The organism is Ruegeria sp. BHSC029 (genome assembly GCF_059613085.1).
In genome coordinates this window covers 238,455-262,923 of sequence record NZ_JBXWRU010000002.1, presented here as the reverse complement: position 1 = coordinate 262,923, position 24,469 = coordinate 238,455, and the positions used below count along the sequence as shown (strand labels likewise).

At 61.9% G+C, this 24,469-nt stretch carries 26 protein-coding genes and 1 tRNA gene; 19 read left to right on the top strand and 8 right to left on the bottom strand.

Features of this window, described 5'->3' with window-relative positions; all coding sequences use genetic code 11:
- Nucleotides 1–12: 12 nt before the first annotated feature.
- The gene (locus tag AC2FML_RS04940; protein WP_496782228.1) at nucleotides 13–672 is read right to left on the bottom strand and encodes a DsbA family oxidoreductase; all 660 of its coding nucleotides are present in this window, start codon (nucleotides 670–672) and stop codon (nucleotides 13–15) included.
- Nucleotides 673–814: 142 nt separating this feature from the next.
- Between AC2FML_RS04940 and AC2FML_RS04935 the strand changes: the two genes are divergently transcribed.
- From AC2FML_RS04935 to AC2FML_RS04890, 10 genes are all read left to right on the top strand, one after another.
- Nucleotides 815–901 (top strand) — tRNA-Leu (locus tag AC2FML_RS04935).
- A gap of 139 nt (nucleotides 902–1,040) precedes the next feature.
- On the top strand, nucleotides 1,041–1,886 hold the full coding sequence (locus AC2FML_RS04930; RefSeq protein ID WP_170358622.1) for an arsenate reductase/protein-tyrosine-phosphatase family protein: 846 nt from the start codon (nucleotides 1,041–1,043) through the stop codon (nucleotides 1,884–1,886).
- Nucleotides 1,883–2,881: an ArsJ-associated glyceraldehyde-3-phosphate dehydrogenase gene (locus AC2FML_RS04925; protein ID WP_496782227.1), complete on the top strand. Its 999-nt coding sequence runs from the start codon at nucleotides 1,883–1,885 to the stop codon at nucleotides 2,879–2,881. The genes AC2FML_RS04930 and AC2FML_RS04925 overlap by 4 nt, the downstream gene beginning before the upstream one ends.
- A 38-nt stretch (nucleotides 2,882–2,919) precedes the next feature.
- Complete coding sequence (gene arsJ, locus AC2FML_RS04920; RefSeq protein WP_496782540.1) at nucleotides 2,920–4,155, top strand: organoarsenical effux MFS transporter ArsJ; 1,236 nt, start codon at nucleotides 2,920–2,922, stop codon at nucleotides 4,153–4,155.
- Nucleotides 4,152–5,195, top strand: coding sequence for an ACR3 family arsenite efflux transporter (gene arsB, locus AC2FML_RS04915; RefSeq protein WP_496782226.1), 1,044 nt, complete (start codon nucleotides 4,152–4,154; stop codon nucleotides 5,193–5,195). The genes arsJ and arsB overlap by 4 nt, the downstream gene beginning before the upstream one ends.
- A 108-nt stretch (nucleotides 5,196–5,303) precedes the next feature.
- Nucleotides 5,304–6,341: a tRNA dihydrouridine(20/20a) synthase DusA gene (dusA, locus tag AC2FML_RS04910; RefSeq protein ID WP_496782225.1), complete on the top strand. Its 1,038-nt coding sequence runs from the start codon at nucleotides 5,304–5,306 to the stop codon at nucleotides 6,339–6,341.
- Between the two features lie 33 nt (nucleotides 6,342–6,374).
- Nucleotides 6,375–7,199: a sulfite exporter TauE/SafE family protein gene (locus tag AC2FML_RS04905; protein ID WP_170337959.1), complete on the top strand. Its 825-nt coding sequence runs from the start codon at nucleotides 6,375–6,377 to the stop codon at nucleotides 7,197–7,199.
- Nucleotides 7,200–7,258: 59 nt separating this feature from the next.
- Complete coding sequence (locus AC2FML_RS04900; protein ID WP_480635554.1) at nucleotides 7,259–7,978, top strand: hypothetical protein; 720 nt, start codon at nucleotides 7,259–7,261, stop codon at nucleotides 7,976–7,978.
- 33 nt (nucleotides 7,979–8,011) lie between these two features.
- On the top strand, nucleotides 8,012–8,740 hold the full coding sequence (locus AC2FML_RS04895; protein WP_170358655.1) for a SpoIIAA family protein: 729 nt from the start codon (nucleotides 8,012–8,014) through the stop codon (nucleotides 8,738–8,740).
- 351 nt (nucleotides 8,741–9,091) lie between these two features.
- Nucleotides 9,092–9,310: a hypothetical protein gene (locus AC2FML_RS04890; protein ID WP_170358657.1), complete on the top strand. Its 219-nt coding sequence runs from the start codon at nucleotides 9,092–9,094 to the stop codon at nucleotides 9,308–9,310.
- Between the two features lie 3 nt (nucleotides 9,311–9,313).
- Here AC2FML_RS04890 and AC2FML_RS04885 read toward each other — a convergent pair whose 3' ends face one another.
- From AC2FML_RS04885 to ccmI, 3 genes are read right to left on the bottom strand one after another with little or no spacing between them, the layout of a single operon-like run.
- A complete protein-coding gene (locus tag AC2FML_RS04885; RefSeq protein WP_170337967.1) occupies nucleotides 9,314–9,547 on the bottom strand; it encodes a DUF1289 domain-containing protein in 234 nt (77 codons plus the stop codon).
- A gap of 18 nt (nucleotides 9,548–9,565) precedes the next feature.
- Entirely contained in the window at nucleotides 9,566–10,030 is a 465-nt protein-coding gene (gene ruvX / locus AC2FML_RS04880; RefSeq protein WP_170449523.1) for a Holliday junction resolvase RuvX, read from the bottom strand.
- A complete protein-coding gene (gene ccmI / locus AC2FML_RS04875) occupies nucleotides 10,027–11,256 on the bottom strand; it encodes a c-type cytochrome biogenesis protein CcmI (protein WP_496782222.1) in 1,230 nt (409 codons plus the stop codon). The genes ruvX and ccmI overlap by 4 nt, the downstream gene beginning before the upstream one ends.
- A gap of 175 nt (nucleotides 11,257–11,431) precedes the next feature.
- Here ccmI and AC2FML_RS04870 point away from each other — a divergent pair, with 175 nt between their 5' ends.
- Complete coding sequence (locus tag AC2FML_RS04870) at nucleotides 11,432–12,676, top strand: sarcosine oxidase subunit beta family protein (protein ID WP_170446577.1); 1,245 nt, start codon at nucleotides 11,432–11,434, stop codon at nucleotides 12,674–12,676.
- A gap of 2 nt (nucleotides 12,677–12,678) precedes the next feature.
- Here AC2FML_RS04870 and AC2FML_RS04865 read toward each other — a convergent pair whose 3' ends face one another.
- Nucleotides 12,679–12,840 (bottom strand): hypothetical protein, encoded by a 162-nt coding sequence (locus AC2FML_RS04865; protein WP_170358663.1) that lies wholly within the window; start codon nucleotides 12,838–12,840, stop codon nucleotides 12,679–12,681.
- Nucleotides 12,841–12,890: 50 nt separating this feature from the next.
- Between AC2FML_RS04865 and AC2FML_RS04860 the strand changes: the two genes are divergently transcribed.
- From AC2FML_RS04860 to AC2FML_RS04850, 3 genes are all read left to right on the top strand, one after another.
- A complete protein-coding gene (locus AC2FML_RS04860) occupies nucleotides 12,891–13,220 on the top strand; it encodes a sarcosine oxidase subunit delta (protein ID WP_170418161.1) in 330 nt (109 codons plus the stop codon).
- 67 nt (nucleotides 13,221–13,287) lie between these two features.
- The gene (locus AC2FML_RS04855; RefSeq protein WP_496782220.1) at nucleotides 13,288–16,302 is read left to right on the top strand and encodes a sarcosine oxidase subunit alpha family protein; all 3,015 of its coding nucleotides are present in this window, start codon (nucleotides 13,288–13,290) and stop codon (nucleotides 16,300–16,302) included.
- A complete protein-coding gene (locus AC2FML_RS04850; RefSeq protein WP_170595462.1) occupies nucleotides 16,295–16,861 on the top strand; it encodes a sarcosine oxidase subunit gamma in 567 nt (188 codons plus the stop codon). Before AC2FML_RS04855 ends, AC2FML_RS04850 begins: the two co-directional genes overlap by 8 nt.
- A 55-nt stretch (nucleotides 16,862–16,916) precedes the next feature.
- On the opposite strand, the gene AC2FML_RS04845 is transcribed toward AC2FML_RS04850, so the two are convergent.
- Both AC2FML_RS04845 and AC2FML_RS04840 read right to left on the bottom strand, forming a co-directional pair.
- Nucleotides 16,917–17,303, bottom strand: a complete 387-nt coding sequence (locus AC2FML_RS04845; RefSeq protein WP_170438830.1) for a hypothetical protein — start codon at nucleotides 17,301–17,303, stop codon at nucleotides 16,917–16,919.
- A gap of 105 nt (nucleotides 17,304–17,408) precedes the next feature.
- A complete protein-coding gene (locus tag AC2FML_RS04840) occupies nucleotides 17,409–18,170 on the bottom strand; it encodes an FkbM family methyltransferase (RefSeq protein WP_170438832.1) in 762 nt (253 codons plus the stop codon).
- A 97-nt stretch (nucleotides 18,171–18,267) separates the two neighbouring features.
- Here AC2FML_RS04840 and AC2FML_RS04835 point away from each other — a divergent pair, with 97 nt between their 5' ends.
- From AC2FML_RS04835 to AC2FML_RS04825, 3 genes are all read left to right on the top strand, one after another.
- Nucleotides 18,268–18,867, top strand: coding sequence for a superoxide dismutase (locus AC2FML_RS04835; protein ID WP_093962459.1), 600 nt, complete (start codon nucleotides 18,268–18,270; stop codon nucleotides 18,865–18,867).
- Between the two features lie 3 nt (nucleotides 18,868–18,870).
- A complete protein-coding gene (locus tag AC2FML_RS04830; protein WP_496734513.1) occupies nucleotides 18,871–19,752 on the top strand; it encodes a metallophosphoesterase in 882 nt (293 codons plus the stop codon).
- 216 nt (nucleotides 19,753–19,968) lie between these two features.
- Nucleotides 19,969–20,430 carry a host attachment family protein gene (locus AC2FML_RS04825; protein WP_170338489.1) on the top strand — a complete coding sequence of 154 codons (462 nt, stop codon included), beginning with the start codon at nucleotides 19,969–19,971 and terminating at the stop codon, nucleotides 20,428–20,430.
- Between the two features lie 48 nt (nucleotides 20,431–20,478).
- Here AC2FML_RS04825 and AC2FML_RS04820 read toward each other — a convergent pair whose 3' ends face one another.
- Nucleotides 20,479–21,030, bottom strand: a complete 552-nt coding sequence (locus AC2FML_RS04820) for an LOG family protein (RefSeq protein ID WP_496782218.1) — start codon at nucleotides 21,028–21,030, stop codon at nucleotides 20,479–20,481.
- A gap of 126 nt (nucleotides 21,031–21,156) precedes the next feature.
- On the opposite strand from AC2FML_RS04820, the gene AC2FML_RS04815 reads away from it, so the two are divergent.
- Nucleotides 21,157–22,572 (top strand): LysM peptidoglycan-binding domain-containing protein, encoded by a 1,416-nt coding sequence (locus AC2FML_RS04815; protein WP_496782217.1) that lies wholly within the window; start codon nucleotides 21,157–21,159, stop codon nucleotides 22,570–22,572.
- A 76-nt stretch (nucleotides 22,573–22,648) separates the two neighbouring features.
- Nucleotides 22,649–24,454, top strand: a complete 1,806-nt coding sequence (locus tag AC2FML_RS04810) for an ABCB family ABC transporter ATP-binding protein/permease (protein ID WP_496782215.1) — start codon at nucleotides 22,649–22,651, stop codon at nucleotides 24,452–24,454.
- Nucleotides 24,455–24,469 lie beyond the last annotated feature (15 nt).

Sequence of the window (24,469 nt, the reverse complement as noted above, 5' to 3'; positions counted from 1 at the left end):
AAGCGAAAGAGGTTAGGCGGCCTCGGCCCGGCATCGCTGCAGGACCTGAGCGTAGGTCTCGGTGCCCTGCGCACCCGCCAGCAGGTACTTGCCGCCAAAAACCATTGCCGGAACTCCGGTGATGCCTCGGCTGGTCCAGAATTGTTGCTTTTGCCTTACCTGGCCTGCATGCGCGCCCGATTCCAATGCCGCGCGGGCGGCGTCTGGGTCGAGGCCGGCGGTCTGAGCGGCATCCAGCAATACCTCAACTTTCGAAACATCCCGCTGATCTGTGAAATAGGCCTTGAACAAGGCCAGCTTCAGAGGGTGTTGCCTGCCTTGCGTTTCGGCCCAGTCCAGAAGTTGATGTGCAGCGAAGGTGTTCACTATGCGGCTGTCGTCATTGAAATTGAACGTGAAACCCAAATCCGCACCTAGCGCGGTCAGCCGGTCTCGGGCTTGCTGGCTCTGCTCGGCGGTCGAGCCGTACTTCTCCATGATGTGCTCTCGCAGGTTCTGGCCATCTGGCCCCATTGCGGGGTTCAACTCGAACGGGTGCCACCGGAGCTGCGCCAGCACGTTCTCCTGCTCCAGCGCCAGATCAAGCTGGCGAAACCCGACGATGCACCACGGGCATACGACATCGGATACGATGTCGACTTGGATGACGGGGCGGGGATCGGGTGTGGTCATCGGATGCTCCTGCTGCGATGTGGCATCGGGTTTCATGACCCCACAGATATGGTTGCAGGCCGGGAATTCCAATGCGGTTGCTTTTGCCTCTTCACATCCTTTTGCCAAGCGTCTATACGCCGCCTACCAAGTCACAGGCAGTGCGGCCGTGGCGGAATTGGTAGACGCGCAGCGTTGAGGTCGCTGTGGGGTAACACCCGTGGAAGTTCGAGTCTTCTCGGCCGCACCATTTTCTTCAATATCAATTCACCCGTCGTTCCGTTTTGGGCGAGGGGCATCTTTGTGGCCAATCGTAAAATCTTGCCTGCGGTTTAAACGCGCCAAAAACGGGCACTTGATTTCGTCTGTAATTCGAATATCCATGAATTATGGAAAAAGTGATTCCCGACCGCCTGTCCACCTTGGGTCATCCGGCTCGGTTGGCCGTTTTCCGGCTGTTGATGCGCCGGTATCCCGATCGCATACCCGCGACCGAGATTGCCATGGCGTTGGACCTCAAGCCGAATACGCTGTCCAACTACGTAAACGCGCTGATGCAGGCCGGCCTTGTGACGCAGGAAAGGGTCGGGACGTCCTTGCGCTACTCGGTGGATATGGACGCCGTGCGGCAGACGTTCGATTACCTTCTGCTGGATTGCTGCCGTGGGCGTCCGGAACTCTGCGCGCCCAGTCCACTCAACGGCGTTGACGCGCATGCGGCCAAGGCCCCGCGTACCTACAACGTATTGTTCATATGCACCGGGAATTCCGCGCGTTCGATTTTCGCCGAGGCCCTGTTGAAGCAGCTTGGCGGCGACCGGTTCAACGTGTTTTCTGCCGGTACACGTCCGCGGTCCCAGTTGAACCCAGCGGCGCTTGAGGTGCTGCGGCAGAATGGGCACGACATCTCGGACCTGCGCGCCAAGAATGTAAGAGAGTTCCAGGCCCCGGGCGCGCCGAAGTTCGATTTCGTGTTCACCGTATGCAATCAGGCTGCGAACGAAGACTGCCCCGCCTGGCCCGGGCAGCCGGTCAGCGCGCATTGGGGTATGCCCGATCCGGTGAAGGCCGAGGGAACAGAGGCCCAAAAACGCCTTGCCTTCCAGCAGGCCTACGGCGCGTTGCGCAACCGGATCCTGACCTTTTCGTCGCTGCCGTTCGAAACCCTAGACCGTATGTCCCTTCAGAAGGCCGTGGATGACATCGGCCAGACCCATACCGGAGAAACCGCATGACCGTTTATGCTCTCAACGGCCTTGGCCGCATCGGCAAGCTGGCCTTGAAACCCCTGCTTGAGAAAGGCGCGCAGATCGCCTGGATCAATGATGCGGTGGGGGACCCCGCGATGCACGCGCATCTTCTGGAGTTCGACACCGTGCATGGCCGCTGGGCCGCCGACTTCAGTCATGACGAAAACTCGGTCACCATCGACGGCGTTCGGTTGCCCTTCATCGGAACCCGCAACCTGTCGGATCTGCCGCTTGAGGGCGTCGACGTCGTCATCGACTGCACCGGGGTCTTCAAGACCGAGGCAAAGCTGGCCCCTTACTTTGACGCCGGTGTGAAGAAGGTGGTGGTCTCGGCTCCGGTAATGGATGTTGATGCGGCCAATATCGTCTTTGGCGTGAACGAAGGCACTTATGACCCGGCGCGCCACCGCATCGTGACCGCGGCCAGCTGCACCACGAACTGCCTGGCCCCGGTGGTCAAGGTCATCCACGAGAGCCTGGGCATCCGGCACGGCTCGATCACCACGATTCATGACGTGACCAACACGCAAACGATCGTGGATCGCCCGGCCAAGGACCTGCGCCGTGCGCGCTCGGCGTTGAACTCGCTGATCCCCACGACCACCGGCAGCGCCACGGCGATCACCCTGATCTATCCCGAACTGAAGGGGCGGCTGAACGGGCATGCGGTGCGGGTGCCGCTGCTGAATGCCTCGCTGACCGATTGCGTGTTCGAGGTTGAACGCGAAACCACCGCCGAAGAGGTGAATGCCCTGTTCAAGGCAGCGGCCGAGGGACCTCTGGCCGGCATTCTGGGCTATGAGGAGCGTCCTCTGGTCTCGACCGACTATACCAATGACACCCGGTCCAGCATCGTGGATGCACCGTCAACCATGGTGGTGAACGGAACGCAGGTAAAGGTCTATGCCTGGTACGACAACGAGATGGGCTATGCGCATCGGCTGGTGGATGTCGCGATGATGGTCGGGGCATCGCTTTGACCAGCGCTTCCCAACGTCCCGACGGGCTGTCGGCCTATATGGCCGTCACGGCTGCCTATTGGGCCTTCATGCTGACCGATGGCGCCCTGCGGATGCTGGTGCTGCTGCATTTTCACACGCTGGGCTTTTCACCGGTTCAGCTGGCCTATCTGTTCGTGCTGTACGAGATCGCCGGGATGGCCACCAACCTGGCCGCCGGGTGGATCGCCGCGCGGTTCGGTCTGACCGCGACCCTGTACGCGGGGCTGACGATACAGGTGCTGGCCTTGCTGGCGCTGGCGCAATTGGATCCGGGCTGGACCATCGGTGTGTCGGTCGCCTTCGTGATGGTCGTTCAGGGCGCCAGCGGGGTGGCCAAGGACCTGACCAAGATGTCGTCGAAATCGGCGGTCAAGCTGTTGGCCCCCACCGAGGGCAACGGACTGTTCCGCTGGGTCGCGGTGCTGACCGGGTCGAAGAATGCGGTGAAGGGGTTGGGCTTCCTGCTGGGGGCGGCCTTGTTGGCCGGGTTCGGCTTTGCCGGCGCCGTGCTGGGCATGGCGGGGGTCTTGTTCCTGATCCTGGTGGCGGTGCTGCTGGCGATGCCGCCGGGGCTGCCCAAGGGCCGCAAGGGCGCTAAATTTTCCGAGGTCTTTTCGAAATCGGCCAATGTGAACTGGCTGTCCGCGGCGCGGGTCTTCCTGTTCGGGGCGCGCGACGTCTGGTTCGTCGTCGGCATCCCGATCTATTTCTACGCCGTGCTGTCGGATGGCAGCGAAGTCGGCAACCGCTCGGCCTTTTTTCTGATCGGCGGGTTCATGGCCTTGTGGATCATTCTGTACGGCATTGTTCAGGCTGCCGCCCCGCGTCTGCTGCGGGCAGGGGCGCGGGATGAGGCCGATCTGGTCGCAGCGGCGCGCAGCTGGGCCTGGGGGCTGGCCTGCGTGCCGGCCGTCCTGACGGTGGCTGCGCTGATGTCCTCTGGGCCCGCGCCGTGGCTGACGCTGACGCTGGTGGGTGGCCTGCTGGCCTTTGGCGCGGTCTTTGCGGTGAATTCCTCGCTGCATTCCTATCTGATCCTGGCCTTCACCCGGGCCGAGCGGGTGACGATGGATGTGGGTTTCTACTACATGGCCAATGCGGGCGGGCGGCTGTTGGGTACGCTGCTGTCCGGCCTGACTTATCAATGGGGCGGGTTGCCCTTGATGCTCGGGACGGCGGCCGCCATGGTCGCGCTTTCCGCCTTGGCTGCGGGGCGCTTGCAGCCCCACACAACTTCGGAGATCTCTGCATGAGCGTATTTGAACGGTATCTGTCCCTGTGGATCGCGCTGGCAATGGCCGCCGGGATCGCCATCGGCTCATTCGCGCCGGGTTTGGTCCAGGCCATCGCGGCGGCCGAGGTGGCCAATGTCAACCTGGTGGTGGCGGTGCTGATCTGGGCCATGGTCTATCCGATGATGGTGGGGGTGGACCCAAGCAGCCTGCGCGACGTGGTAAAACAGCCCAAGGGGCTGGCGATCACGCTGGTGGTCAACTGGCTGATCAAGCCCTTCACCATGGCGGCGCTGGGCGTGCTGTTCTTCGAATACGTCTTCGCCGACCTGATCGCGCCCGCCGATGCCCAGCAATATATCGCGGGGCTGATCCTGCTGGGTGCGGCGCCCTGCACGGCAATGGTGTTCGTCTGGTCGCATCTGACCAAGGGGGACGAGAACTATACCCTGCTGCAGGTGTCGGTGAATGACATCGTCATGGTCTTTGCGTTCGCTCCGATCGTGGCCTTCCTGCTGGGTGTGACCGACATTTCGGTTCCGTGGCATACGCTGGTCCTGTCGGTTGTCCTGTTCGTGGCGCTGCCCCTGGCGGCAGGTGTCTGGACGCGCAACCGGCTGGGCTCGGCCGAGCGGATCGAGGCGTTCCGCGACCGGATCAAACCATGGGGCGTTGTTGGCCTGATCGCGACCGTCGTCATCCTGTTCGGCCTGCAGGGGCAGGTGATCCTGGACCGCCCGATGGTTATAGCGCTGATCGCCGTGCCGATCCTGATCCAGTCCTACGGGATCTTTGCGGTGGCTTATGCGGCGGCTTTTGCCCTGCGCGTGCCGCACCGGATTGCGGCGCCCTGCGCACTGATCGGCACATCGAACTTCTTTGAACTGGCGGTGGCCGTCGCCATCAGCCTGTTCGGCCTGAATTCGGGGGCGGCTCTGGCCACGGTGGTGGGCGTTCTGGTCGAGGTGCCGGTGATGCTGTCGCTGGTGGCTTTCGCCAACCGGACGCGCGGCAGTTTTGCCGAGCGTTCGGAGCAATCTCCAACGGACGTCCGGGCCTAGCAATCCGACGGTGGAAATCCGGCGTCAAACAGTGGTAGACGCCTAGCGCGGACCCGGCTTGGCCGGGCGCCGCACTTTTGTCTGGGCCACAAAAAGGAACGTGCACTGATGGCTGGGTTTCAATCTCGGGCACATGCTGATCGCAGCGAAGTCACTCGCGCTGCGCGCTTGTCGGTTGCGCCGATGATGGATTGGACCGATCGGCACTGTCGGTATCTGCACCGTTTGCTCAGTGCTGAAACGCTTTTGTACACGGAAATGGTGACGGCCCCTGCTCTGGTACGGGGTGGAGCGCTGCATCTTCTGGACCATAGCCCCGAGGAACATTCCGTCGCTCTGCAATTGGGCGGATCTGACCCGCAGGAGCTGGCTCAGGCGGCCGCATTGGGGGCTGAGGCCGGATATGACGAGATCAACCTGAACTGCGGCTGCCCGTCGGATCGGGTTCAATCAGGAACGTTTGGAGCCGTCTTGATGAAAGAGGCGGGCCGGGTCGCCGATTGCGTGGCCTCCATGCGGGAAGTTGTTGATGTCGATGTCACGGTCAAATGTCGGATCGGCGTGGATGACCAAAACCCCGAGGACGTATTGCCCGACTTTCTGGATCGGATTCGCGCTGCCGGCTGTCGGCGCGTGACGATCCACGCCCGCAAGGCTTGGCTTCAGGGGCTTAGCCCCAAAGAAAACAGGGACATACCGCCGCTGGACTACGACCTGGTTCACCGGATGAAGGCTGATTTTCCGGATCTCCACATCTCGATCAACGGAGGCATCACGACACTGGCCGAAGCCCAGGTGCATCTGGACGCCGGACTGGACGGAGTGATGATCGGCCGGGCTGCTTATCATCAGCCGACCGATATTCTGGCCGATGCCGACCTGCTGATCTACGGGTCGGGGCAAAAGGCGGATCCGGTTGAAGTCGTGATGAAAATGCTGCCCTATATCGATCGGCATCTTGCCGGCGGGGGGCGGTTGCACCAGATCACCCGACATATGCTGGGATTGTTCACAGGACGCCCGGGCGCTCGTGGTTGGAGGCGTGCTTTGTCCGAAGGCGCGGTCAAAGACCATGCCGGACCCGACGTGGTTCTGGGCGCGCTGTCCCGCGTGGCACCGGATGCCGAGGCGGCGCAAGTAATTTAAGACGGCCCACGGGCCGGGGACCAAGGGGGACGGATGCCCGATACGATGTTGCTGGCCCAGATGCTGGGCCTTTTGCTTGTGATCGGCGCGCTCGCCGGTGTTTTGGCTGGCCTTCTGGGAGTAGGTGGCGGGATCGTTCTGGTGCCGGCCTTCTTCTACGCGTTTCAAACGCTAGGATATGGTGGCCCGCAGCTGATGCAGCTGTGTCTTGCGACGTCACTTGCCACGATCATCGTGACTTCGGTTCGTTCGGTGCTGAGTCACAACAAGAAAGGCGCTGTCGATTGGGATATTCTACGCGGTTGGGGTCCGGGTATCGCTGTCGGTGCGATTGTTGGCGTACTGGTCGCCTCGGCCCTGCGCACGGAAGCGTTGCAGGCGCTGTTCGGTATCCTTGGAATGGTGATTGGCGCCTATCTGGGACTTGGCAAGTCCGAATGGCGATTGGGTGATGCCATGCCCGGCGGGCTGAAGCGGTTGGTGATTTCGCCTTTGGTCGGGTTTCTGTCGGTGCTGATGGGAATTGGCGGCGGCAGCTTTGGGGTGCCCCTGATGAGCCTCTACAACACACCGATCCATCGGGCCGTTGCGACGGCCGCGGGTTTTGGCGTGATCATCGCCGTACCCTCGGTACTGGGCTTTCTGTTTCTGCCGATCGCAGCTGAACACCGTCCGCCGCTGACCATCGGCGCCGTCAATCTTGTGGCCTTTGGTGTGGTTGTTGCGATGACGATGATCACCGCGCCCTGGGGGGTGAAACTGGCCCATGCGATGGACCCCAAGCCGCTCAAACGCGTGTTTGCCGTGTTCCTCACGTTGGTGGCGCTGAATATGCTGCGCAAGGCAGTGGGGTGGTAAGGCCTTTTTGGTCACGGGGGTGGGAAGTATTCCCCTACGACCAGCCCATAGCAGACTGGGTGGCCCACGCCCTACCACTGGCGCAGCAGGCCGCCAGTGACCCAGCCCACCGGCAGTGGTTGGATTGCGAAGGCACCTGGTTCATCGGCGTCGATGCTCTGCCCAATGACGGGGCAGGGCGTGTCGGGGCCTCAGCCCCGTTGAGCGGGCAGGCTGTCGCGTTTCTGGATGAACACTATGGATCGATCGAATTGCACAAGGGGCAGGTCTCGGTCGTCTATCCCGGCTATCCGCGCCCGCGCAGGGGCGAGAACGAGGCGGCGGCCCGATACCGGGCCAAGCGCGACGCGGCGCATGTGGATGGCCTGAAACCCGGCGGCCCGGACCGTCGGCGCAAGATCGACGAACCTCACGCATGGGTCCTGGGTATCCCACTGACACAGGCGAGCGCAGATGCCGCGCCTCTGGTCGTTTGGGATGGCAGCCACAGGATCATGGGCGCGGCATTCCGGGCTGCGTTGGCCGGTGTTCCTCGCGCTCAGTGGGCGCAGACCGATATCACCGAGGCCTATCAGGCTGCTCGTCGCGAAGTGTTCGAAACCTGCCCGCGTATCGAAGTGTCGGCCTCGCCCGGCGAAACCTACGTGTTGCATCGCCATTGTCTGCATGGGGTCGCGCCTTGGGGGGCGGGGGCAACGGCGGGGCCGGACGGACGGATGATTGCCTATTTCCGGCCCGAGCTGCCGGGCGGTGTGGCCGAATGGATCGAATCCCCGTAACCTTCTGCCATTCTTTGGCTTTGGAGGCTCAAAATGATTACGGTCCACAAGAATTCCGACGGTGCATTGATCGAAATCGAATTGTCCGGCGAAGTTACAAGCGCCGATTACACAAGCACTCTGGTTCCCGCAATCGAGGCTGCGCTGGCGGAACATGACGCCGTCCGCCTCCTGGTTATCGTCGGCCCCGAGTTCAAAGGCTATGATCTGGGCGCTGCTTGGGAAGATACCAAGCTGGGCCTAAGCCATTGGCGCGGCTTCGATCGCGCCGCGGTCGTCGCAGACAAGGGATGGGTCCAGACCAGCGTGCGCCTGGCTGCGCCGCTGATGCCCTGTCCGGTGCAGGTATTCGAGCTGGCCGAGCTGGAAGAAGCGCGCCGCTGGATCCGTGAATCCCTGGGTGCGATCCACATTGTGGATTTGGGCGGGCCATGCGTGCAGGTCAGCCTTATGGGTAAGCTGGACCCCGAGGAATACGAAAAGGCCGAAGCCGATTTGGATTCCATCCTGGGTGACAGGGATGCGTTCCGGTTGCTGATCGATCTGAGGGAATTCGATGGCTGGCAAGGGCTGACCGCTCTGGCCGCGCATTTCCGTCTGGCCCGCGGTCACGTGGGAATGCTGGATCGGGCAGCCATCGTCGGCGACAAGGCATGGCAGAACATCGCGCAGCGCGTGGGTGGTCACATTCTGGGTACACGGACCCAGTTTTTCCCGTCCGAAGAGATTGAAAACGCCAAGGCGTGGCTGGCTGCCGGATGACGATGGCGCGCGGCCCGAATGATTGGGCCGCGCTGCGCGTCCGGGGCAAATCCTGGATTGACACATGACGCTGTCGCGGGCCGGTCCAACTTGTTACGTTACGTCCTTTTCGCCCAACCGCGAGGCGCGAAGGCATTGTAACTGTTGAGTCTCTCCGGCTGATTTGTCTAATTGGTAAAAAAATTGAAGCGCGACGGCAGGTTTTCCCCCTTTCTCAAGAGCCTGACTCCGGTATGCGCAAATCGTCGCTGCGGGCCGCCACTCACTCACGCATAGTCATACGGCTCGACCCCCCTTTTCCCGAGCTCTCGACCGGCCCGCAGCGACGCAGATTTATTCGGGAAGGCTCGTATGCGGCTGATCAAGTTTTTGAAAAGAAAATCCATGACCAGCGCGGCTGTCGAAGTTGATTTTCAGGAAGCCAGTCTTCGGCGGTCGCAGACCAGCAAGTCGGAAATCACCCGTTTGTTCCGCAGTGAATTGAAGGCCGGGCAACGGTCCGGTGTGAAGACATGCGCAGACTCTGCGAAAGATGAAGAAGACGGTCGGAAGACCGACAAAGCCCTTTGATTGTCAGGATTTGTCCAGACGGGCCGCGCGACCACCCCGTCTCTTGGCCAAGCGAGGCTTGCGGGCAGGCAGGTCATTCATGATTTCGGCGCGTTCCGAACTGTCCATTTTCGACCAGCGCGTGATTTCGTCGATGGTGCGATAGCAGCCGGTGCAGATACGCTCGGTCGGATGCACGACGCAGATCTGGACACAGGGGCTTTCGACCTCGTTCCTTTTCCAAATCATGTTCGTCATCGCCGGTCTCCGGGCTCGTTAAAGAAAGCGCAGCCTGTCCAGCGCTCCTTGCAGGATATAACCCGCCGCGACGTGGTCGATAACCTGTCCGCGACGTTTTCGTGTCGTATCCGCCTCCAAAAGTGCCTTTTCTGCCGCAACTGTGCTCAGACGCTCGTCCCAGAATCCGATCGGGATGTCGGTCAGTTGGGACAGGTTGCGGGCAAACGCGCGGGTTGATTGGCACCTTGGACCCTCGGATCCGTCCATATTCATGGGCAGGCCAAGAACGATCCCTCCGATCTCGCGGTCGGCAGCGATTTCCAGAAGACGGGCAGAGTCCAGCTTGAATTTCTTGCGGCGCACGGTCTCAAGTGGGCTGGCGACGCCGCGCATGCGGTCGGAAACAGCCACGCCGATCGTCTTTTCGCCGAGGTCCAGACCCATCAGCGCCTGCATCGGGGGCAGTGCGGCTGCGAAATCCTCGAACACATCGTGGATCATTGCGACAGACCAGCTTGTTGTGCGGCCGAGTTGATCAGTTCAAGCGCGGCAGGGTCTTCGGCAAACTTGGTCGCGGCTTCATCCCGGATCGCGGCGGCCTGCTCGGTTTCTCCCAGCACCCCCAACGCCGAGATCAGTCGGGCCCATTCCTGCGGAGAACCACCTTCGGACGCCAGCCGGTCCGACAATCCGTCAACCATGCCACGGATCATCTCTTGGCGCTCCTCGGGCGTCATTTCCGCCGCGGCTTCCATATCCGACTGGCTGGGGCCCGGACCTGCTGGTGCAGCCGCCATTTCGGGCGCGTTGAAGACGCCGGCGCGCCAGGCAAGTTCGTCGATCTGGGCGCGAATGGCGTTGGCCCAAGGCGCCCCCGGTGGCGCCGTGCGCAGCGTGTCCATCCAGACGCGATAGGCCTGGTCCGGCCGTCCGATCTGCAGCAGCATCTGTCCCCAGTAATAGCGGGCCGGTCCCGATTGCGGGTCGCGTTCCAGTGCCTGACGCAAGGCCGCTTCGGCTTCGGGCGAGACATAGCCCCCCGCCGCTAGGATCAGCATTTCTGCCAGGTTCGAATAGGCGTCCGCCGGGGCCTCATCCCCCATCAACTCGATTGCACGGTGTTGGGCTGCATAACCGGCCTGAAAATTGCCCGTGTTGGTTTCGTGTTGCGCCAACAGAATGTGCCCCTGAAGATCGTCCGGTCGGTCGGCCACGGTCGTGCGCAGCTGGTTCAGAAGGTTGGCATAGCTGTCTTCAAGCTGAGGCGCTTCGACGGGCGGGGCCATCTGCTCGGCCTCTTCCTGGCCGGGTCTGTTCTCACGCAGTTCGGCGGCCATCTCCATGCGCGCTGAAAGCGGCTGATCAGGGTATCCGGCAGCGCCCAGTTGGTGGTACAAAGCAAACGCTCCGCCGATCAGAACCAGGGCAACGAACCCGATGGCGGCCAACCGAACAGTGGTCGACGGCCCGGTCGTCGCGTCACCGGTACTGATTTGCGCGTCGGCGGCCAGGATACGGCGCGAAATCTCGGTTCGAACTCGCTCGGCGTCGGCTTTGGCGATCACTCCGCGGGCCAGATCGCGATCAACGCTGGCCAGCTGTTCCTTGTAAACCCGCAGATCGTAGGCCGCTGGATGTTCCTGTCGCCGGCGGGTTCGGGTCAGGCCAAAGGCCAGGAATGCGGTGATCGACAGCGCAAAGAGCAGAAGCAGAACCCAGAATGTCATGATCTCTCCGGAATTGTTGCCCTCACTTAGACCTGCGCGCGCCCAGAAAAAAGGGACAAATGGCCGCGAATGGCCTACATGTCGCAATAGTGCGATATTGCGGCGCTGTACGGCAGGGGTAATCTGTCGCCGCACGGCATATCTTCGGCCAATCACGAACCGGACGGATTCGCTCATGAAACACTATTCAGCCTTTGCCGTAGCGCGAGAGGCGCTGCGCTATCACACCGGATGGGAGCGCGCCTGGCGTTCGCCAGAACCCAAGAAACGGTATGACGTGATCATCGTCGGTGCCGGCGGGCACGGTTTGGCGACGGCGTATTATCTGGGCAAGAACTACGGTATCCAGAACGTCGCAGTGATCGAAAAGGGCTGGCTGGGCGGCGGCAATACCGGGCGGAACACGACCATCATCCGCTCGAACTATCTCCAGGACCCGTCGGCGGCGATCTACGAAAAATCGCGCAGCTTGTACGAGGATCTGAGCCAGGATCTGAACTACAACGTGATGTTCAGCCCGCGCGGCGTGATGATGCTGGCGCAAACCCAGCACGAGGTGCGCGGCTATCAGCGTACGGCGCATGCCAACGCCCTGCAGGGGGTCAAGACCGAATGGATCGAGCCCGAGCGCGTAAAGCAGCTGGTCCCGATCATCAACATCGACGGCCCGCGCTATCCGGTCCTTGGCGCGCTGTGGCAAGAGCGCGGAGGTACCGCACGCCACGATGCGGTGGCCTGGGGTTATGCGCGTGCCTGTTCGAATATGGGTATGGACATCATCCAGCAGTGTGAGGTTACGGGCGTCCGGTCTGAAAACGGTCGCGTCACAGGGGTCGAGACGACCAAGGGCGCCATCGAATGTGACAAGCTGGGCATCGTGGTCGCGGGCCATTCGGGCCAGCTGGCCGAGATGGCGGGCTTCCGCCTGCCGGTCGAGGCGCTGGCCCTGCAGGCGCTGGTGTCCGAGCCGATCAAACCCTGCATGGACGTGGTGGTGATGGCCAACACCGTGCACGGCTACATGTCGCAATCCGACAAGGGCGAAATGGTGATCGGCGGCGGCACTGACGGGTTCAACAACTTCACCCAGCGCGGTTCGTTCCATCATATCGAAGAAACCGTCCGCGCCCTGGTCGAGACCTTCCCGATGATCTCGCGCCTCAAGATGCTGCGCCAGTGGGGTGGCATCGTGGACATGACCGGCGACCGCTCGCCCATCCTGTCCAAGACGCCGCTGGGTGGTTGCTTCATCAATTGCGGTTGGGGCACCGGCGGGTTCAAGGCCATCCCGGGTTCGGGCTGGGGCATGGCGCAGCTGATGGCCACCGGACATTCCCCGCTGACCGAGGCGTTCTCGCTGGACCGGTTCAAAGAGGGCCGCTTCATCGACGAAAGCGTCGCCGCCGGGGTCGCGCACTGATGTCAGTCGCCCCAATGTGCTCCGTGAATGGTTTCAGAACTCTTCGGGCTGTCAGATTTTGGCTTGATGGCCTTCTTTTCCTCAGACCGGAAAATGAAAAACGCGATCAGCCCAAAGACGGCAAGCGTGCCGGCAACGGTCAGAATTATGGTCAAAATATCCATACCCTCGACTTGGGCGTGTGGTCGAAAGAATTCAAGCAAGGAGTAGCCACATGCTGATCCTGAAGTGCCCCTATTGCGGCGTCGACGCCGAAGAGACCGAACTGACCGCCGGTGGCGAAGCGCATCTGAAACGCTTCGGTCCCGGGGCGTCGGACGACGATTTCCATGACTATCTGTTCATGCGCGAAAACCCCAAGGGCGTGCATTTTGAACGCTGGCGCCACAGCAACGGCTGTGGCAAGTGGTTCCATGCCGCGCGCTGCACGGCGACGCTCGAGGTGTTCGGCACCTATTCGGCCCAGGTCACCGAGCCGCCGCAGGAGATCCGCGATGCGATTTCGGCCAAACGGCCGGGTTGGACGTGGAGAGAGTTCTCCTGATGCTTCGTCTTTTCAAGAACACATCCGCCGGAGGTCTTGGTGCCTCCACCTGCGAAAGGTCCGCAACATGAGCACCCGTCTCGCAAATCAAGGTCGCCTGATCGACAGATCGAAACCGGTCACGTTTTCATTCAACGGTACCGCGATGCAAGGCTATCAGGGCGACACGCTGGCCTCGGCCCTGCTGGCCAACGATCAGATGATGGTCGGCCGGTCATTCAAATACCACCGTCCGCGCGGCGTCGTGGCCAGCGGCGCCGAGGAGCCCAACGCGCTGGTCGGTTTGGGGCAGGGCAACCGGTTCGAGCCGAACCAGCGCGCCACTACGACCGAGCTGTTCAACGGCCTGACCGCGATCTCGCAGAACCACTGGCCCAGCCTGGAATATGACATCGGCGCGGTGAACACGGCTCTGGCGCGGTTCCTGCCGGCGGGGTTCTACTACAAGACGTTCATCCACCCCAAGCCGTTCTGGAAACATGTGTACGAGCCGTTCATCCGCCAGTCCGCCGGTCTGGGCAAGGCGCCCGATAAGGACAGCCGCGACGCGGATACCTATGAACACTTCTATGCCTTCACCGACGTATTGGTGATCGGCGGCGGTGTTGCGGGCCTGCAGGCGGCCAAAGCCGCCGCGCAATTGGGCGCCAAGGTCATGCTGATCGAGCAGACCGCCTATTGGGGGGGGCGCGCGCCTGTCGACGGCGGCACCGTCAACGACGAGCCTGTGGATAAGTTCGTGGAACAATTGGTTTCCGAACTCGAAACAATGGGCAACGTCACCATGCGGTCGCGCTGCATGGGGGCTGGGGTCTATGATCACGGTTACGTGCTGGGATACGAGCGTCTGAACGACCACAAACCGGGCACCCAGGGCCCGCGCCACCGCCTTTGGCGCATACGCGCCAAACAGGTCGTTACGGCGACCGGTGCGATCGAGCGCCCGCTGTCCTTTGCCGGCAATGACGTGCCGGGGGTGATGTTGGCCTCGGCCATGCGCGACTATGTGGTCAACTGGGGCGTGACCCCGGGCGAGCGCGTGATCGTCGCCACCAACAATGACGACGCCTACCGCACCGCGATCATCCTGAAACAGGCTGGCGTGGATGTGTTGCGCGTCGTCGATGCCCGTCCCTCGGCCGGGCCGCTGGCGGACGAGGCGCGCAGCCTCGGTATCCGGGTCGATCCCGGCAAGGCCATCGCCAAGGTCAAGGGCGGCAAGCGGGTCAAGAAGGTCGCGATCTGCAACCAGGAAGGCATCGGCGGCGCTCGGGAAGAGGTCGAATGTGATGCGGTCGCCATGTCGGGCGGCTGGTCTCCGGTGGTGCACATGTGGTCCCATTGCGGTGGCAAGCTGATCTGGGACGAAGCCAACGCCCATTTCCGCCCCGACCCCGACCGTCCGCCGCTGGGCGCGGATGGCGCAGGCTTTGTTGTGGCCGCAGGCTCGGCAAGCGGGCCGCTGGCGCTGGGCGAGGTGCTGGCCGATGCCCACGCCGCGGGTAAGGCCGCGGCCAAGGCAGCCGGCTTCAAGCCGAAGAACACCAAGGCACCGCAGGGCGAGGCCGAGACCGAAGCGCCCATGCAGGCCGTTTGGCTGATGCCCGCCAAGGCCGAGGTGCAGCTGCGCATGAAGTCGTGGCTGGACTTCCAGAACGACGTGAAGGTCTCGGATGTGCAATTGGCCGCGCGCGAAGGCTATGAAAGCGTCGAGCACACCAAGCGTTATACCACGCTGGGCATGGCGACGGATCAAGGTAAGCTGAGCAATATCAACGGTCTGGCGATCCTTGCTGATGCGCTGGAGTCGGAGATTCCCAAGGTCGGCACCACCACTTTCCGCCCGCCTTATACGCCCATCTCGATGGGAGCCATTGCGGGCGAGGCGCGCGGCGAGGTGTTCCAGCCGATCCGCCGCACGCCCATGCATGACTGGCATGACCGGAATGGTGCCGATTGGGAGCCGGTGGGCCACTGGCGTCGCCCTTACGCCTATGTCCGAGCCGGGGAATCCGTGCATGACGCGGTGAACCGCGAGGTCAAGAACACCCGTGAAAACCTCGGGCTGTTGGATGCCTCGACCCTGGGCAAGCTGATCGTCAAGGGCCCGGACGCGGGCAAGTTTCTGGACATGATGTACACCAACATGATGTCCACGCTGAAGGTCGGCAAATGCCGCTATGGCCTGATGTGCTCGGAAAACGGCTTCCTGATCGACGACGGCGTCGTGGCCCGCATCGACGAGGACACCTGGCTGTGCCACACCACCACCGGCGGAGCCGAACGCATCCATGCCCATATGGAGGAGTGGCTGCAGACCGAGTGGTGGGACTGGAAGGTCTATGTCGCCAACGTGACCGAGCAATACGCCCAGGTCGCCGTGGTGGGCCCAAACGCCCGCAAGGTGCTGGAGAAGCTGGGCGGCATGGATGTCAGCCGCGAGGCGCTGCCCTTCATGGAATGGCGCGACGGCCAGATCGGCGGCTTCGACTGCCGGGCCTACCGCATCTCGTTCTCGGGCGAGCTGTCCTATGAAATCGCGGTTCCCGCCAGCCAGGGGCAGGCCTTCTGGGATGCCCTGATGGAGGCCGGGAAAGAGTTCGGCGTGATGCCTTATGGCACGGAATGTCTGCACATTCTGCGGGCCGAGAAGGGCTTCATCATGATCGGCGACGAGACCGACGGCACCGTGATCCCGCAGGATCTGGGGCTGCACTGGGCGATCTCGAAGAAGAAAGAGGATTTCCTGGGCAAGCGGGCGCAGGAACGCTCTCACATGACCGACCCGGACCGCTGGAAACTGGTGGGTCTGGAGACTGTGGATGGATCGGTTCTGCCCGACGGTGCCTACGCGGTGGGCGAGGGCGTGAACGCCAACGGTCAGCGCAACGTGATCGGGCGTGTGACCTCGACCTATTACTCAGCCAATTTGGGCCGGGGCATCGCCATGGGGCTGGTCAAGAACGGGCCGAACCGCATGGGAGAGGTGATCGAATTCCCGGGCACCGACGACAAAATCTACAAGGCCAAGATCGTGGACCCGGTGTTCTACGACAAGGACGGGGAGAAGCAGAATGTCTGAACCCATCAGCGCACTGAACCACGCAAGCTTTGACGGCATCGCCCGGATCGAGGAATGCGGCCTGCAGGGGATGATCACCCTGCGCGGCGATCTGTCCGACAAGCTGGTGACCAAGGCGGTCAAGGATGCCACCGGCCAGAAGATGCCCGGCCAGCGCGAGGCTTTCGTCGATGGCGAAAACGGCGTCTGCTGGATGTCGCCGGACGAGTTGCTGGTGCTTGTTCCCTACGCCGAGGTCGAGGCCAAACTGGCCGCCATGCAGGACGCGCTGAGCGGTGTGCATGCCTTGGCGGTCAATGTCTCGGACGCGCGGGCGGTGTTCCGGGTCTCGGGATCGACCGCGCGTGAGGTGCTGGGCAAGGTTGCGCCCGTCGATTTCTCGTCCGATGCGTTCCAGCCCGGCCAGATCCGGCGCACGCGCCTGGCGCAGGTTGCGGGGGCGTTCTGGATGGACGACGCGGAATCCTTTCGCGTGGTGTGCTTCCGATCGGTGGCGGATTACGTGTTCAAGCTGTTGAAGGTTGCGGCGCAGCCCGGCAGCGAGGTCGGATACTACTGAACCCGACCCCACCTTGGCAGAAAGAGCAAGCCCCGGACATCACCGGGGCTTTTCATTATTTGAAGGCCTCGCATCTGCCGGTTCCGTAAGGTTTGTTCGATGCCCCGACATTCACGAAACTGCCGCTCACCTTCAGCCCGCCATCTGCCGCAAGATTCGCCTGATAGCGCATGCGAATGGCCTGACCTTCGGTGCTTTTGAGCGTCACGTTCCAGATCATCCGATAGCCCTTGGACCCACGATCCCGAAGCTGCGCGTTGGTCCAGTCATGGTAGTTGCTGGCGGCTTGGGCCGTGCCGGCCTCGGGGTCGATTTGAAAGGCATATTCGGGTGCAACCCAGCCGTGGCTATCCTTTTTCGTAATCGTGCACTTGTAAGCCGTGGGGGATGCGGCAGCCGCCTGTGCTGTCAGGGCCGCGGCGAGAAATGGAATAAGTCGCAAGTCAATTTTCCTGTAATTTCAATGATCAATACAGGAAAATGAACACTGCGTCGTCGGGTGTTCAAGGGCAAACTCTCGTTTGCGTAGAGTTTCCGTGACGGAACTCTATTCCGTGAACAGGACGCTGCGGTACTGGGTCAAGGCGCTCGGGCTCAGCAAGTCCTGGGCCGAGATTGGGCGCCCGGCTTCATCGTGCATGTTCGAGTAGAAAGACAACGTCGCAAGCAGGGCTTCGACCTGTTCGGCGCGATTGTTTTCGCCCAGCAGGGGCGCGTGCAGCGACAGATACAGGGCTGGCTTCTGCTCCCGCAGCCAGTCGGCGAGCGTCGGCAGCACCGCAAACTCCGCCCCTTCGATATCCATTTTGACCAGCGAAATGCCTGTCAGGTCCGTCGCTGTGGCGAACTGGTCCCAGATGATGGTCAGGGCATCGGTTCCATGCGCGCCGTCATGCAGCAGCGAACTGGTCGAGTCGCCGCGCTCGCCCCTGACTGAAGCCATGCGCGCCACGCCGAACCGGTCGGACAGCGCGACACCGAAGGCCGAGGCATTGCGGATGTCGTTCAGGTCGAGGTTCCAAGCCAGATGGCGAAAGGCGGTGGGGTCGGGTTCGAAACACCAGACATGTCGGGCTTTGCGCGCGCCATAAAGAACCGTGGGCCCGATCCAGGCGCCGATGTCCAGATAGTCGCGGTCGGGCGACAGGTGCTGGTCCAGGACCGCGAAAGTCTCGGGCTCCCACGCGCCGCTTGAGGCCTTGCGCCAGAATTTCGAATGGTAGGGGTCCAGCCGGAACGGCTCGCCGTTCAGGTTGCCTGCACAATGACCGCGGGCGCGGTAGAACATCTTGCGCGCCTGCGTCAGCATCGCGGACCTCCGGGTTTTCTGCGCTCGGGCCTTGACCTGCGGCGGTTGCCAAAGCATTTAACCTTGGGAACGCAACACAAATTTACAGGGGGCCGAGATGGCTTTTGAACTTCCTGATCTTCCTTATGCACATGACGCGCTGGCAGCCAAGGGCATGTCGGCGGAAACGCTGGAATATCACCATGATCTGCACCACAAGGCCTATGTCGACAACGGCAACAAGCTGATCGCCGGGACCGAGTGGGACGGCAAGTCGCTGGAAGAGATCATCGTCGGCACTTATGACAAGTCGGCCGTCGCACAGAACGGGATCTTCAACAACATCAGCCAGCTTTGGAACCACAACCAGTTTTGGGAAATGATGGGGCCGGGCGAGTCCAAGATGCCGGGCGAGCTGGAAAAGGCGTTGGTTGAAAGCTTCGGTTCGGTCGAGGAATTCAAATCGCAGTTCAGCGCGGCCGGTGCCGGTCAGTTCGGTTCGGGCTGGGCGTGGCTGGTCAAGAACGCCGACGGTTCGCTGGCGGTTACCAAAACCGAAAACGGCGTGAACCCGCTGTGCTTCGGCCAGACGGCGCTTCTGGGTTGCGACGTGTGGGAGCACTCCTACTACATTGACTTCCGCAACAAGCGCCCGGCTTACCTGTCGAACTTCCTCGACAACCTGGTGAACTGGGAAAACGTTGCATCGCGGATGTAACTCTTGACCCGACGAGGGTTTATCAAGGGCCTGCTGGCGGTGACGCTGGCAGGCCTTGTTGTTTCGCTGTACGGGTTCTTTATCGAACCGGCTATGCGGCTGCGGGTTCGCAAATGGAAGCTAAAGCGCGCGGACTGGACGGCACCTCCGCTGCGGATCGCGGTCATCGCCGACCTACATGCCGGCGAGCCATTCGTTACCCTGAAGCGTATCAAGCAGGTCATAAGGCGCACAAATGCGCTGGATGCCGATCTGGTCTTGCTGCTGGGGGATTTCACCGCCAGCCACAGGATGGTTTCGAAACCTGTCGCGATGGCGGACATCACCGCGGTTCTTGCCGAGCTGACCGCGCGCCACGGGGTTTTCGCGGTTCTGGGAAACCATGACTGGTGGGATGATACGGCCGCGCAACGCCGGGGCGGTGGGCCCAACTTATATGCCGATGCATTGGCTGCGAGTGGCATCCCGGTCCTGTCCAATTCTGCGCAGAAACTGGATGGTCCGGGAATCTGGCTGGCAGGCCTCGAAGACCAACTGGCGATCGTGGAGGGCAATGGGCGATACCGCGGCCTGGACGATCTGTCCGGCACGTTGCGGCAGATTACCGATGACGCGCCCGTCATCCTGATGGCGCATGAACCGGACATATTTCCCCAAGTGCCAGATCGCGTTGCCTTGACACTGTCCGGTCACACGCATGGTGGGCAAATCAGACTGTTTGGGTGGTCGCCCGTGGTGCCCTCGCTGTTTGGCAATCGCTATGCCTACGGCCCGGTGCGCGAAGGTGGAAAGGATCTGGTAGTTTCCGGCGGCATTGGGTGCTCGATCCTTCCGGTCCGGTTTGGTGTTACACCCGAGATTACGCTTGTCGAAATTTCGGCCTGATCCGCGCTTCGGGTGGAAACTTGCCGACACGTCAACTTTTGCGCGCATGCGCCGTTGCAAGACGCCAAAGAGTGATTAGCTGATAGTTGCGGGAGGAGAGAACCGCCAAAACCAAAACAATGAGGGAATAGCTGCCGAATTGTGCCGTGGGTGCAAGGTGTTGGCTGTTCTTGTTAGGGCGGAGGACGGCCACGAAAACCACAACAGGAGATCGCAATGGTCGCACTTGCACAGGGTACTTGGGTCATCATCGCCGACGGGGAAAAAGCACTGTTTACTGAAAACGTGACGGATGCCGAGAACCCCAATTTGGTGGTCGTATCGGTTGAGGAACATGATCATCTCGCCGCGCGGAGCAAGCCCTCGGATCGGGCGGGACGGCGAAATGATACCGGGCCGAACCAGAAATCTGCGGTGGAGGAAGACACCTGGCGCACTCACGCCAAATCCCTGTTCGTCCAGGATGTGGCCAACCTGCTCAACAAAAAAGGGCTGAAGGGCGCGTACAAGCGGCTTGTTCTGGTTGCCAGCCCACAGGTCCTGGGCCTGCTGCGCCGGCGCCTTCACAGCGAAGTTCTGGCCAAAGTCGTAGCCGAAGTCGACAAGACCCTGACCAATCATCCACTGCACAAGGTCGAAAAGGTGCTGCAACGCCAACTGCGCACCTCGACCGCATGATCTAGCTAGTTCGGGACTCACGGGCGGGGAAGCCGCCCGTGACGCCTATTATTTCAATAACTTGCGCAATTCGTCCATCGCGGACTCGGCGTCGTCGACCCAGGTAATGAAACGGGCCAAGGAGGCATCCGCAAAATCTGCGTCGATCACCTGATCCAAAAGCGTGTGAAGCGCGTCCCAGTATCCGTCCACATTCATCACCAGAATGGGTTTGTCATGCAGGCCCAACTGGCGCCAGGTCAGTGCCTCGAACAACTCGTCCAACGACCCGGGTCCGCCGGGCAGCACGACCACGGCATCCGCATTCATGATCATGACTTTCTTGCGCTCGTGCATCGTTTCGGTGACCACGAAACGCGTCAGATCTGTTTTTCCCACTTCCCGCCGGAGCAGATGAACCGGTATCACGCCGAAGGTTTCGCCTCCGGCCGCTTGCGTGGCCCGGGCGACTTCGCCCATCAGGCCCACGTCACCCGCACCGTAGACCAGCCGCCAGCCTTCGGCGGCCAGCAGCCGTCCAAAGGTGCCTGCGGCCTTTGTGTAGGCCGAATTCGCGCCATTGCGTGACCCGCAATACACACAGATCGATTTCTGGGACATCAAACAGCGACTCCGGGGTTGTGTCAGAGGTTTTGACCCGTGATAGCGGGATTGGTAAATTGGCTCAACCGTTCGGCGGAAAGCTTTTGAGTCAAGGCATTTGCGCTGCGGAGTGAAGGAAAAAACATGGACGCCAAATCGGGAAGCGGTAGGTCGGGTGCATTCGTCTGGGGTATCCTTGCGGGTATCTTGGCTGTGATTGGCGCCGGGGGCTTGTATCTTTCGGGTGTCTTCGGTCCTGCGCCGCAGTCTGAACAGTCCACTACGGAAGAGGCCGTCGCCGAAAGCGCCAGCGAAGAGACGACTGAGCCAGCCGCTGCACCGGCACCAAGCCCGGATGCAGAGGACTCGCAGGTCGTTGCGGAACCTGACAACGCGGACGAGGTTCAGACCTCGACCGAGACCGAAGAAGCAACCGCGCCGGAAGCCGAAGAGAAAACTGCGACTGACGAGCAGACTGCGCAGGACGCGACGGTTGAAGAACAGCCGGCAGAGGCTGCTCCCACACCCGAGGCTAACGCGGCCGCAACTGCTCCTACGCTCGACCAGATATTCGTGGAGCCTGACGGCAATGCGCTGCTGTCCGGCAAAGGCGACCCGGGCAGTCAAATTCGTATCCTGCTGGATGGCGAGCCGATCCACAGCTTCACTGTCGATGGCAGCGGCCAGTTCGCCGAGTTCGTCACCATCCCCTTCAGCGAGGCCGCGCGAGGTCTGGTTCTTGAAGCCGGTGACGGTACCCGGTCTGCGCAATCGGATGACTATCTGATTGCCGCGTTGCCCAAGCCGCCTGCGCCACCCGCTAAGGACGAGCAAGTCGCCAGCACGGACACCGAAGCGCAGGATGAAACGGCGGAACAGCCGTCTGCGGCCGCAGTCGCAGAGGACACCGAGGTCGCGCAAGCGGACGAGACCGTTTCCGGGGCGCAGGACGAAGAAGCAACCTCACCCGAGGCCACGACCGAGACTCAATCCAGCGAAAGCCAGCAGGTGGCCGTTTTGCGGTCCGGTGAGGAAGGGGTTGAGCTTGTCCAGTCGCCGTCGTCCGAAGACGCGTCGCCCGAGCAGGTTTCGCTTGATACGATCGGCTATTCCGACGCTGGCGATGTCCAATTGTCCGGCCGTGTGTCCGAGGGTGCTGCGGTTCGGCTCTATCTGAACAACAAGCTGGTGGCCGACATCACGCCAGAGCAGGACGGTGATTGGCGCGGGGAAATCCAGGAAGTCGATCCTGGTGTCTATACCCTGCGCGTTGACGAAGTCGACACGGACGGAACGGTGCTGAGCCGTCTGGAAACGCCATTCAAGCGCGAACCGGTTGAAGTTTTGCAGGCGGCCGAGGCGCAGGATGCGGTGCCGGGCGCCGACCAGAGCACGCCGATCCGGTCCGTTACCGTGCAGAAGGGCGATACCCTGTGGGCGATCTCGCGAGAGCGTTTTGGCGACGGTGTTCTGTATGTCCGCCTGTTCGATGCGAACCGCGACCTGATCCGCGACCCCGACCTGATTTATCCGGGCCAGGTCTTCACCATCCCGGAATAAAGGCTTAGGTCTTGCGGGGCCGGGTTTTCGTCCGGCCTCGAAGCTTTCCGGGTCAGACATGAGAAGACTTGCGCCTATGCATTCCGCAGACATGCCACAGATGGACGAACGCAAGTCGGGTTGGCTGACTATCCGAAAAGTGGCTCCGTACCTGTGGCCCGAAGATGAGTCGTGGGTCAAACGGCGGGTGGTCTTCGCGATGGCCATGCTGGTTCTGGCGAAGTTGATCGCGGTCTATACGCCGATCCTGTACAAAGGCGCGGTTGACGCGTTGGCGGGCGAGGGCGTGCCGCCTTTGGCGCTGGGCGCCGTAGGGCTGACCGTGGCCTATGGCGTGGCGCGGATGATGACGGTGGGGTTCCAGCAGTTGCGCGATGCGCTGTTCGCGCCGGTGGGGCAACGCGCGCTGCGGGCGCTGGCGCTGGAAACCTTCCAGCACATCCACCAGCTGTCGATGCGCTATCATGTGACCCGCCGTACGGGCGGCCTCAGCCGGATCATCGAGCGCGGGGTCAAGGGCGTGGAGTTCCTGCTGCGCTTTCTCCTGTTTTCGATCGGCCCTCTGATCCTTGAACTGCTTCTGGTGGCGGTGGTTCTGATGTGGCTGTTCGACGTCTGGTACCTGGTCGTGGTGGCCGTCACCATCGCGCTGTACATCTGGTTCACCTTCACGGTCACCGAATGGCGCGTGAAGCTGCGGCGCGAGATGAATGACCAGGATACTGAGGCCAACCAGCGCGCCATCGACAGCCTGCTGAATTTCGAAACCGTCAAGTATTTCAACGCCGAACGGCGCGAAGCTGAACGATATGACGTGTCGATGAAGGCCTATGCGCAGGCCGCGTTGAAAACGGCATACTCGCTGGCCTTCCTGAATTTTGGACAGTCCTTCCTGATCACTTGTGGCCTGATCGGAGTGATGGTTTTGGCTGCGATCGGCGTTCAGAACGGATCGCTGACGGTGGGTGATTTCGTGATGGTCAACGCCTACATGATCCAGATCACCGTGCCGTTGAACTTTCTGGGCACCGTCTATCGCGAGATCCGGCAGGCCTTGGTTGATATGGGCCAGATGTTCCAGCTGCTGGAGCAGCCGGCCGAGGTAGGGGACAAGCCAGACGCCAAACCGCTGCAGATTACCGAAGGCCGGGTCGAACTGGACGATGTGCATTTCGGCTATGACCCGGACCGCGAGATCCTGCGCGGCGTCTCTCTGGTGGTGCCGGGGGGGCAGACCGTGGCCATCGTGGGCGCGACCGGCTCGGGCAAATCCACCATCGGTCGGTTGCTGTTCCGGTTCTACGACGTGACCCAGGGCGCGTTGCGGATCGACGGGCAGGATGTGCGCGACGTGACGCAGGAAAGCCTGCACGCCGCCATCGGCGTGGTGCCGCAGGATACAGTGCTGTTCAACGACACTATACGGTACAACATCGCCTATGGCCGCGAGGGGGCCTCGCAGGCCGAGATCGAAGCCGCCGCAAAAGCCGCCCAAATCCACGACTTCATCATCTCTCTGCCCGAGGGGTACGAGACCAAGGTGGGAGAGCGTGGCCTGAAGCTCTCTGGCGGCGAGAAGCAGCGCGTGGGCATTGCGCGGACGCTGTTGAAGAACCCGCCGATCCTTCTGTTGGACGAGGCCACCAGCGCGCTGGATACCGACACCGAGCAGGACATCAAGGATGCCCTGGCCCGCGCCGGCGAGGGGCGTACGGTGATCACCATCGCCCACCGCCTGAGCACGATTGCCGAGTCCGATCAGATCGTCGTTCTGGAAAAGGGCGAAATCATCGAGCAGGGCACCCACGACGAACTGCTGCGCCGTGAAGGGCGTTATGCCCAGCTGTGGAACCGCCAGCAATCGGATACGCAGGCGGCCTGAAACCGCTTCAGCTAG

What these genes read in the sequence shown, in the direction of transcription:
- AC2FML_RS04865 (WP_170358663.1), bottom strand. Translation starts at nt 12,840, where the DNA reads ATGGATATTTTGACCATAATTCTGACCGTTGCCGGCACGCTTGCCGTC.
- ccmI (WP_496782222.1), bottom strand. Translation starts at nt 11,256, where the DNA reads ATGACATTCTGGGTTCTGCTTCTGCTCTTTGCGCTGTCGATCACCGCA.
- AC2FML_RS04810 (WP_496782215.1), top strand. Translation starts at nt 22,649, where the DNA reads ATGCATTCCGCAGACATGCCACAGATGGACGAACGCAAGTCGGGTTGG.
- AC2FML_RS04930 (WP_170358622.1), top strand. Translation starts at nt 1,041, where the DNA reads ATGGAAAAAGTGATTCCCGACCGCCTGTCCACCTTGGGTCATCCGGCT.
- AC2FML_RS04840 (WP_170438832.1), bottom strand. Translation starts at nt 18,170, where the DNA reads ATGCTGACGCAGGCGCGCAAGATGTTCTACCGCGCCCGCGGTCATTGT.
- AC2FML_RS04870 (WP_170446577.1), top strand. Translation starts at nt 11,432, where the DNA reads ATGAAACACTATTCAGCCTTTGCCGTAGCGCGAGAGGCGCTGCGCTAT.
- AC2FML_RS04855 (WP_496782220.1), top strand. Translation starts at nt 13,288, where the DNA reads ATGAGCACCCGTCTCGCAAATCAAGGTCGCCTGATCGACAGATCGAAA.
- dusA (WP_496782225.1), top strand. Translation starts at nt 5,304, where the DNA reads ATGGCTGGGTTTCAATCTCGGGCACATGCTGATCGCAGCGAAGTCACT.
- AC2FML_RS04895 (WP_170358655.1), top strand. Translation starts at nt 8,012, where the DNA reads ATGATTACGGTCCACAAGAATTCCGACGGTGCATTGATCGAAATCGAA.
- AC2FML_RS04835 (WP_093962459.1), top strand. Translation starts at nt 18,268, where the DNA reads ATGGCTTTTGAACTTCCTGATCTTCCTTATGCACATGACGCGCTGGCA.
- AC2FML_RS04890 (WP_170358657.1), top strand. Translation starts at nt 9,092, where the DNA reads ATGCGGCTGATCAAGTTTTTGAAAAGAAAATCCATGACCAGCGCGGCT.
- AC2FML_RS04885 (WP_170337967.1), bottom strand. Translation starts at nt 9,547, where the DNA reads ATGACGAACATGATTTGGAAAAGGAACGAGGTCGAAAGCCCCTGTGTC.
- AC2FML_RS04825 (WP_170338489.1), top strand. Translation starts at nt 19,969, where the DNA reads ATGGTCGCACTTGCACAGGGTACTTGGGTCATCATCGCCGACGGGGAA.
- AC2FML_RS04820 (WP_496782218.1), bottom strand. Translation starts at nt 21,030, where the DNA reads ATGTCCCAGAAATCGATCTGTGTGTATTGCGGGTCACGCAATGGCGCG.
- AC2FML_RS04925 (WP_496782227.1), top strand. Translation starts at nt 1,883, where the DNA reads ATGACCGTTTATGCTCTCAACGGCCTTGGCCGCATCGGCAAGCTGGCC.
- AC2FML_RS04905 (WP_170337959.1), top strand. Translation starts at nt 6,375, where the DNA reads ATGCCCGATACGATGTTGCTGGCCCAGATGCTGGGCCTTTTGCTTGTG.
- arsJ (WP_496782540.1), top strand. Translation starts at nt 2,920, where the DNA reads ATGGCCGTCACGGCTGCCTATTGGGCCTTCATGCTGACCGATGGCGCC.
- AC2FML_RS04815 (WP_496782217.1), top strand. Translation starts at nt 21,157, where the DNA reads ATGGACGCCAAATCGGGAAGCGGTAGGTCGGGTGCATTCGTCTGGGGT.
- arsB (WP_496782226.1), top strand. Translation starts at nt 4,152, where the DNA reads ATGAGCGTATTTGAACGGTATCTGTCCCTGTGGATCGCGCTGGCAATG.
- AC2FML_RS04940 (WP_496782228.1), bottom strand. Translation starts at nt 672, where the DNA reads ATGACCACACCCGATCCCCGCCCCGTCATCCAAGTCGACATCGTATCC.
- ruvX (WP_170449523.1), bottom strand. Translation starts at nt 10,030, where the DNA reads ATGATCCACGATGTGTTCGAGGATTTCGCAGCCGCACTGCCCCCGATG.
- AC2FML_RS04860 (WP_170418161.1), top strand. Translation starts at nt 12,891, where the DNA reads ATGCTGATCCTGAAGTGCCCCTATTGCGGCGTCGACGCCGAAGAGACC.
- AC2FML_RS04850 (WP_170595462.1), top strand. Translation starts at nt 16,295, where the DNA reads ATGTCTGAACCCATCAGCGCACTGAACCACGCAAGCTTTGACGGCATC.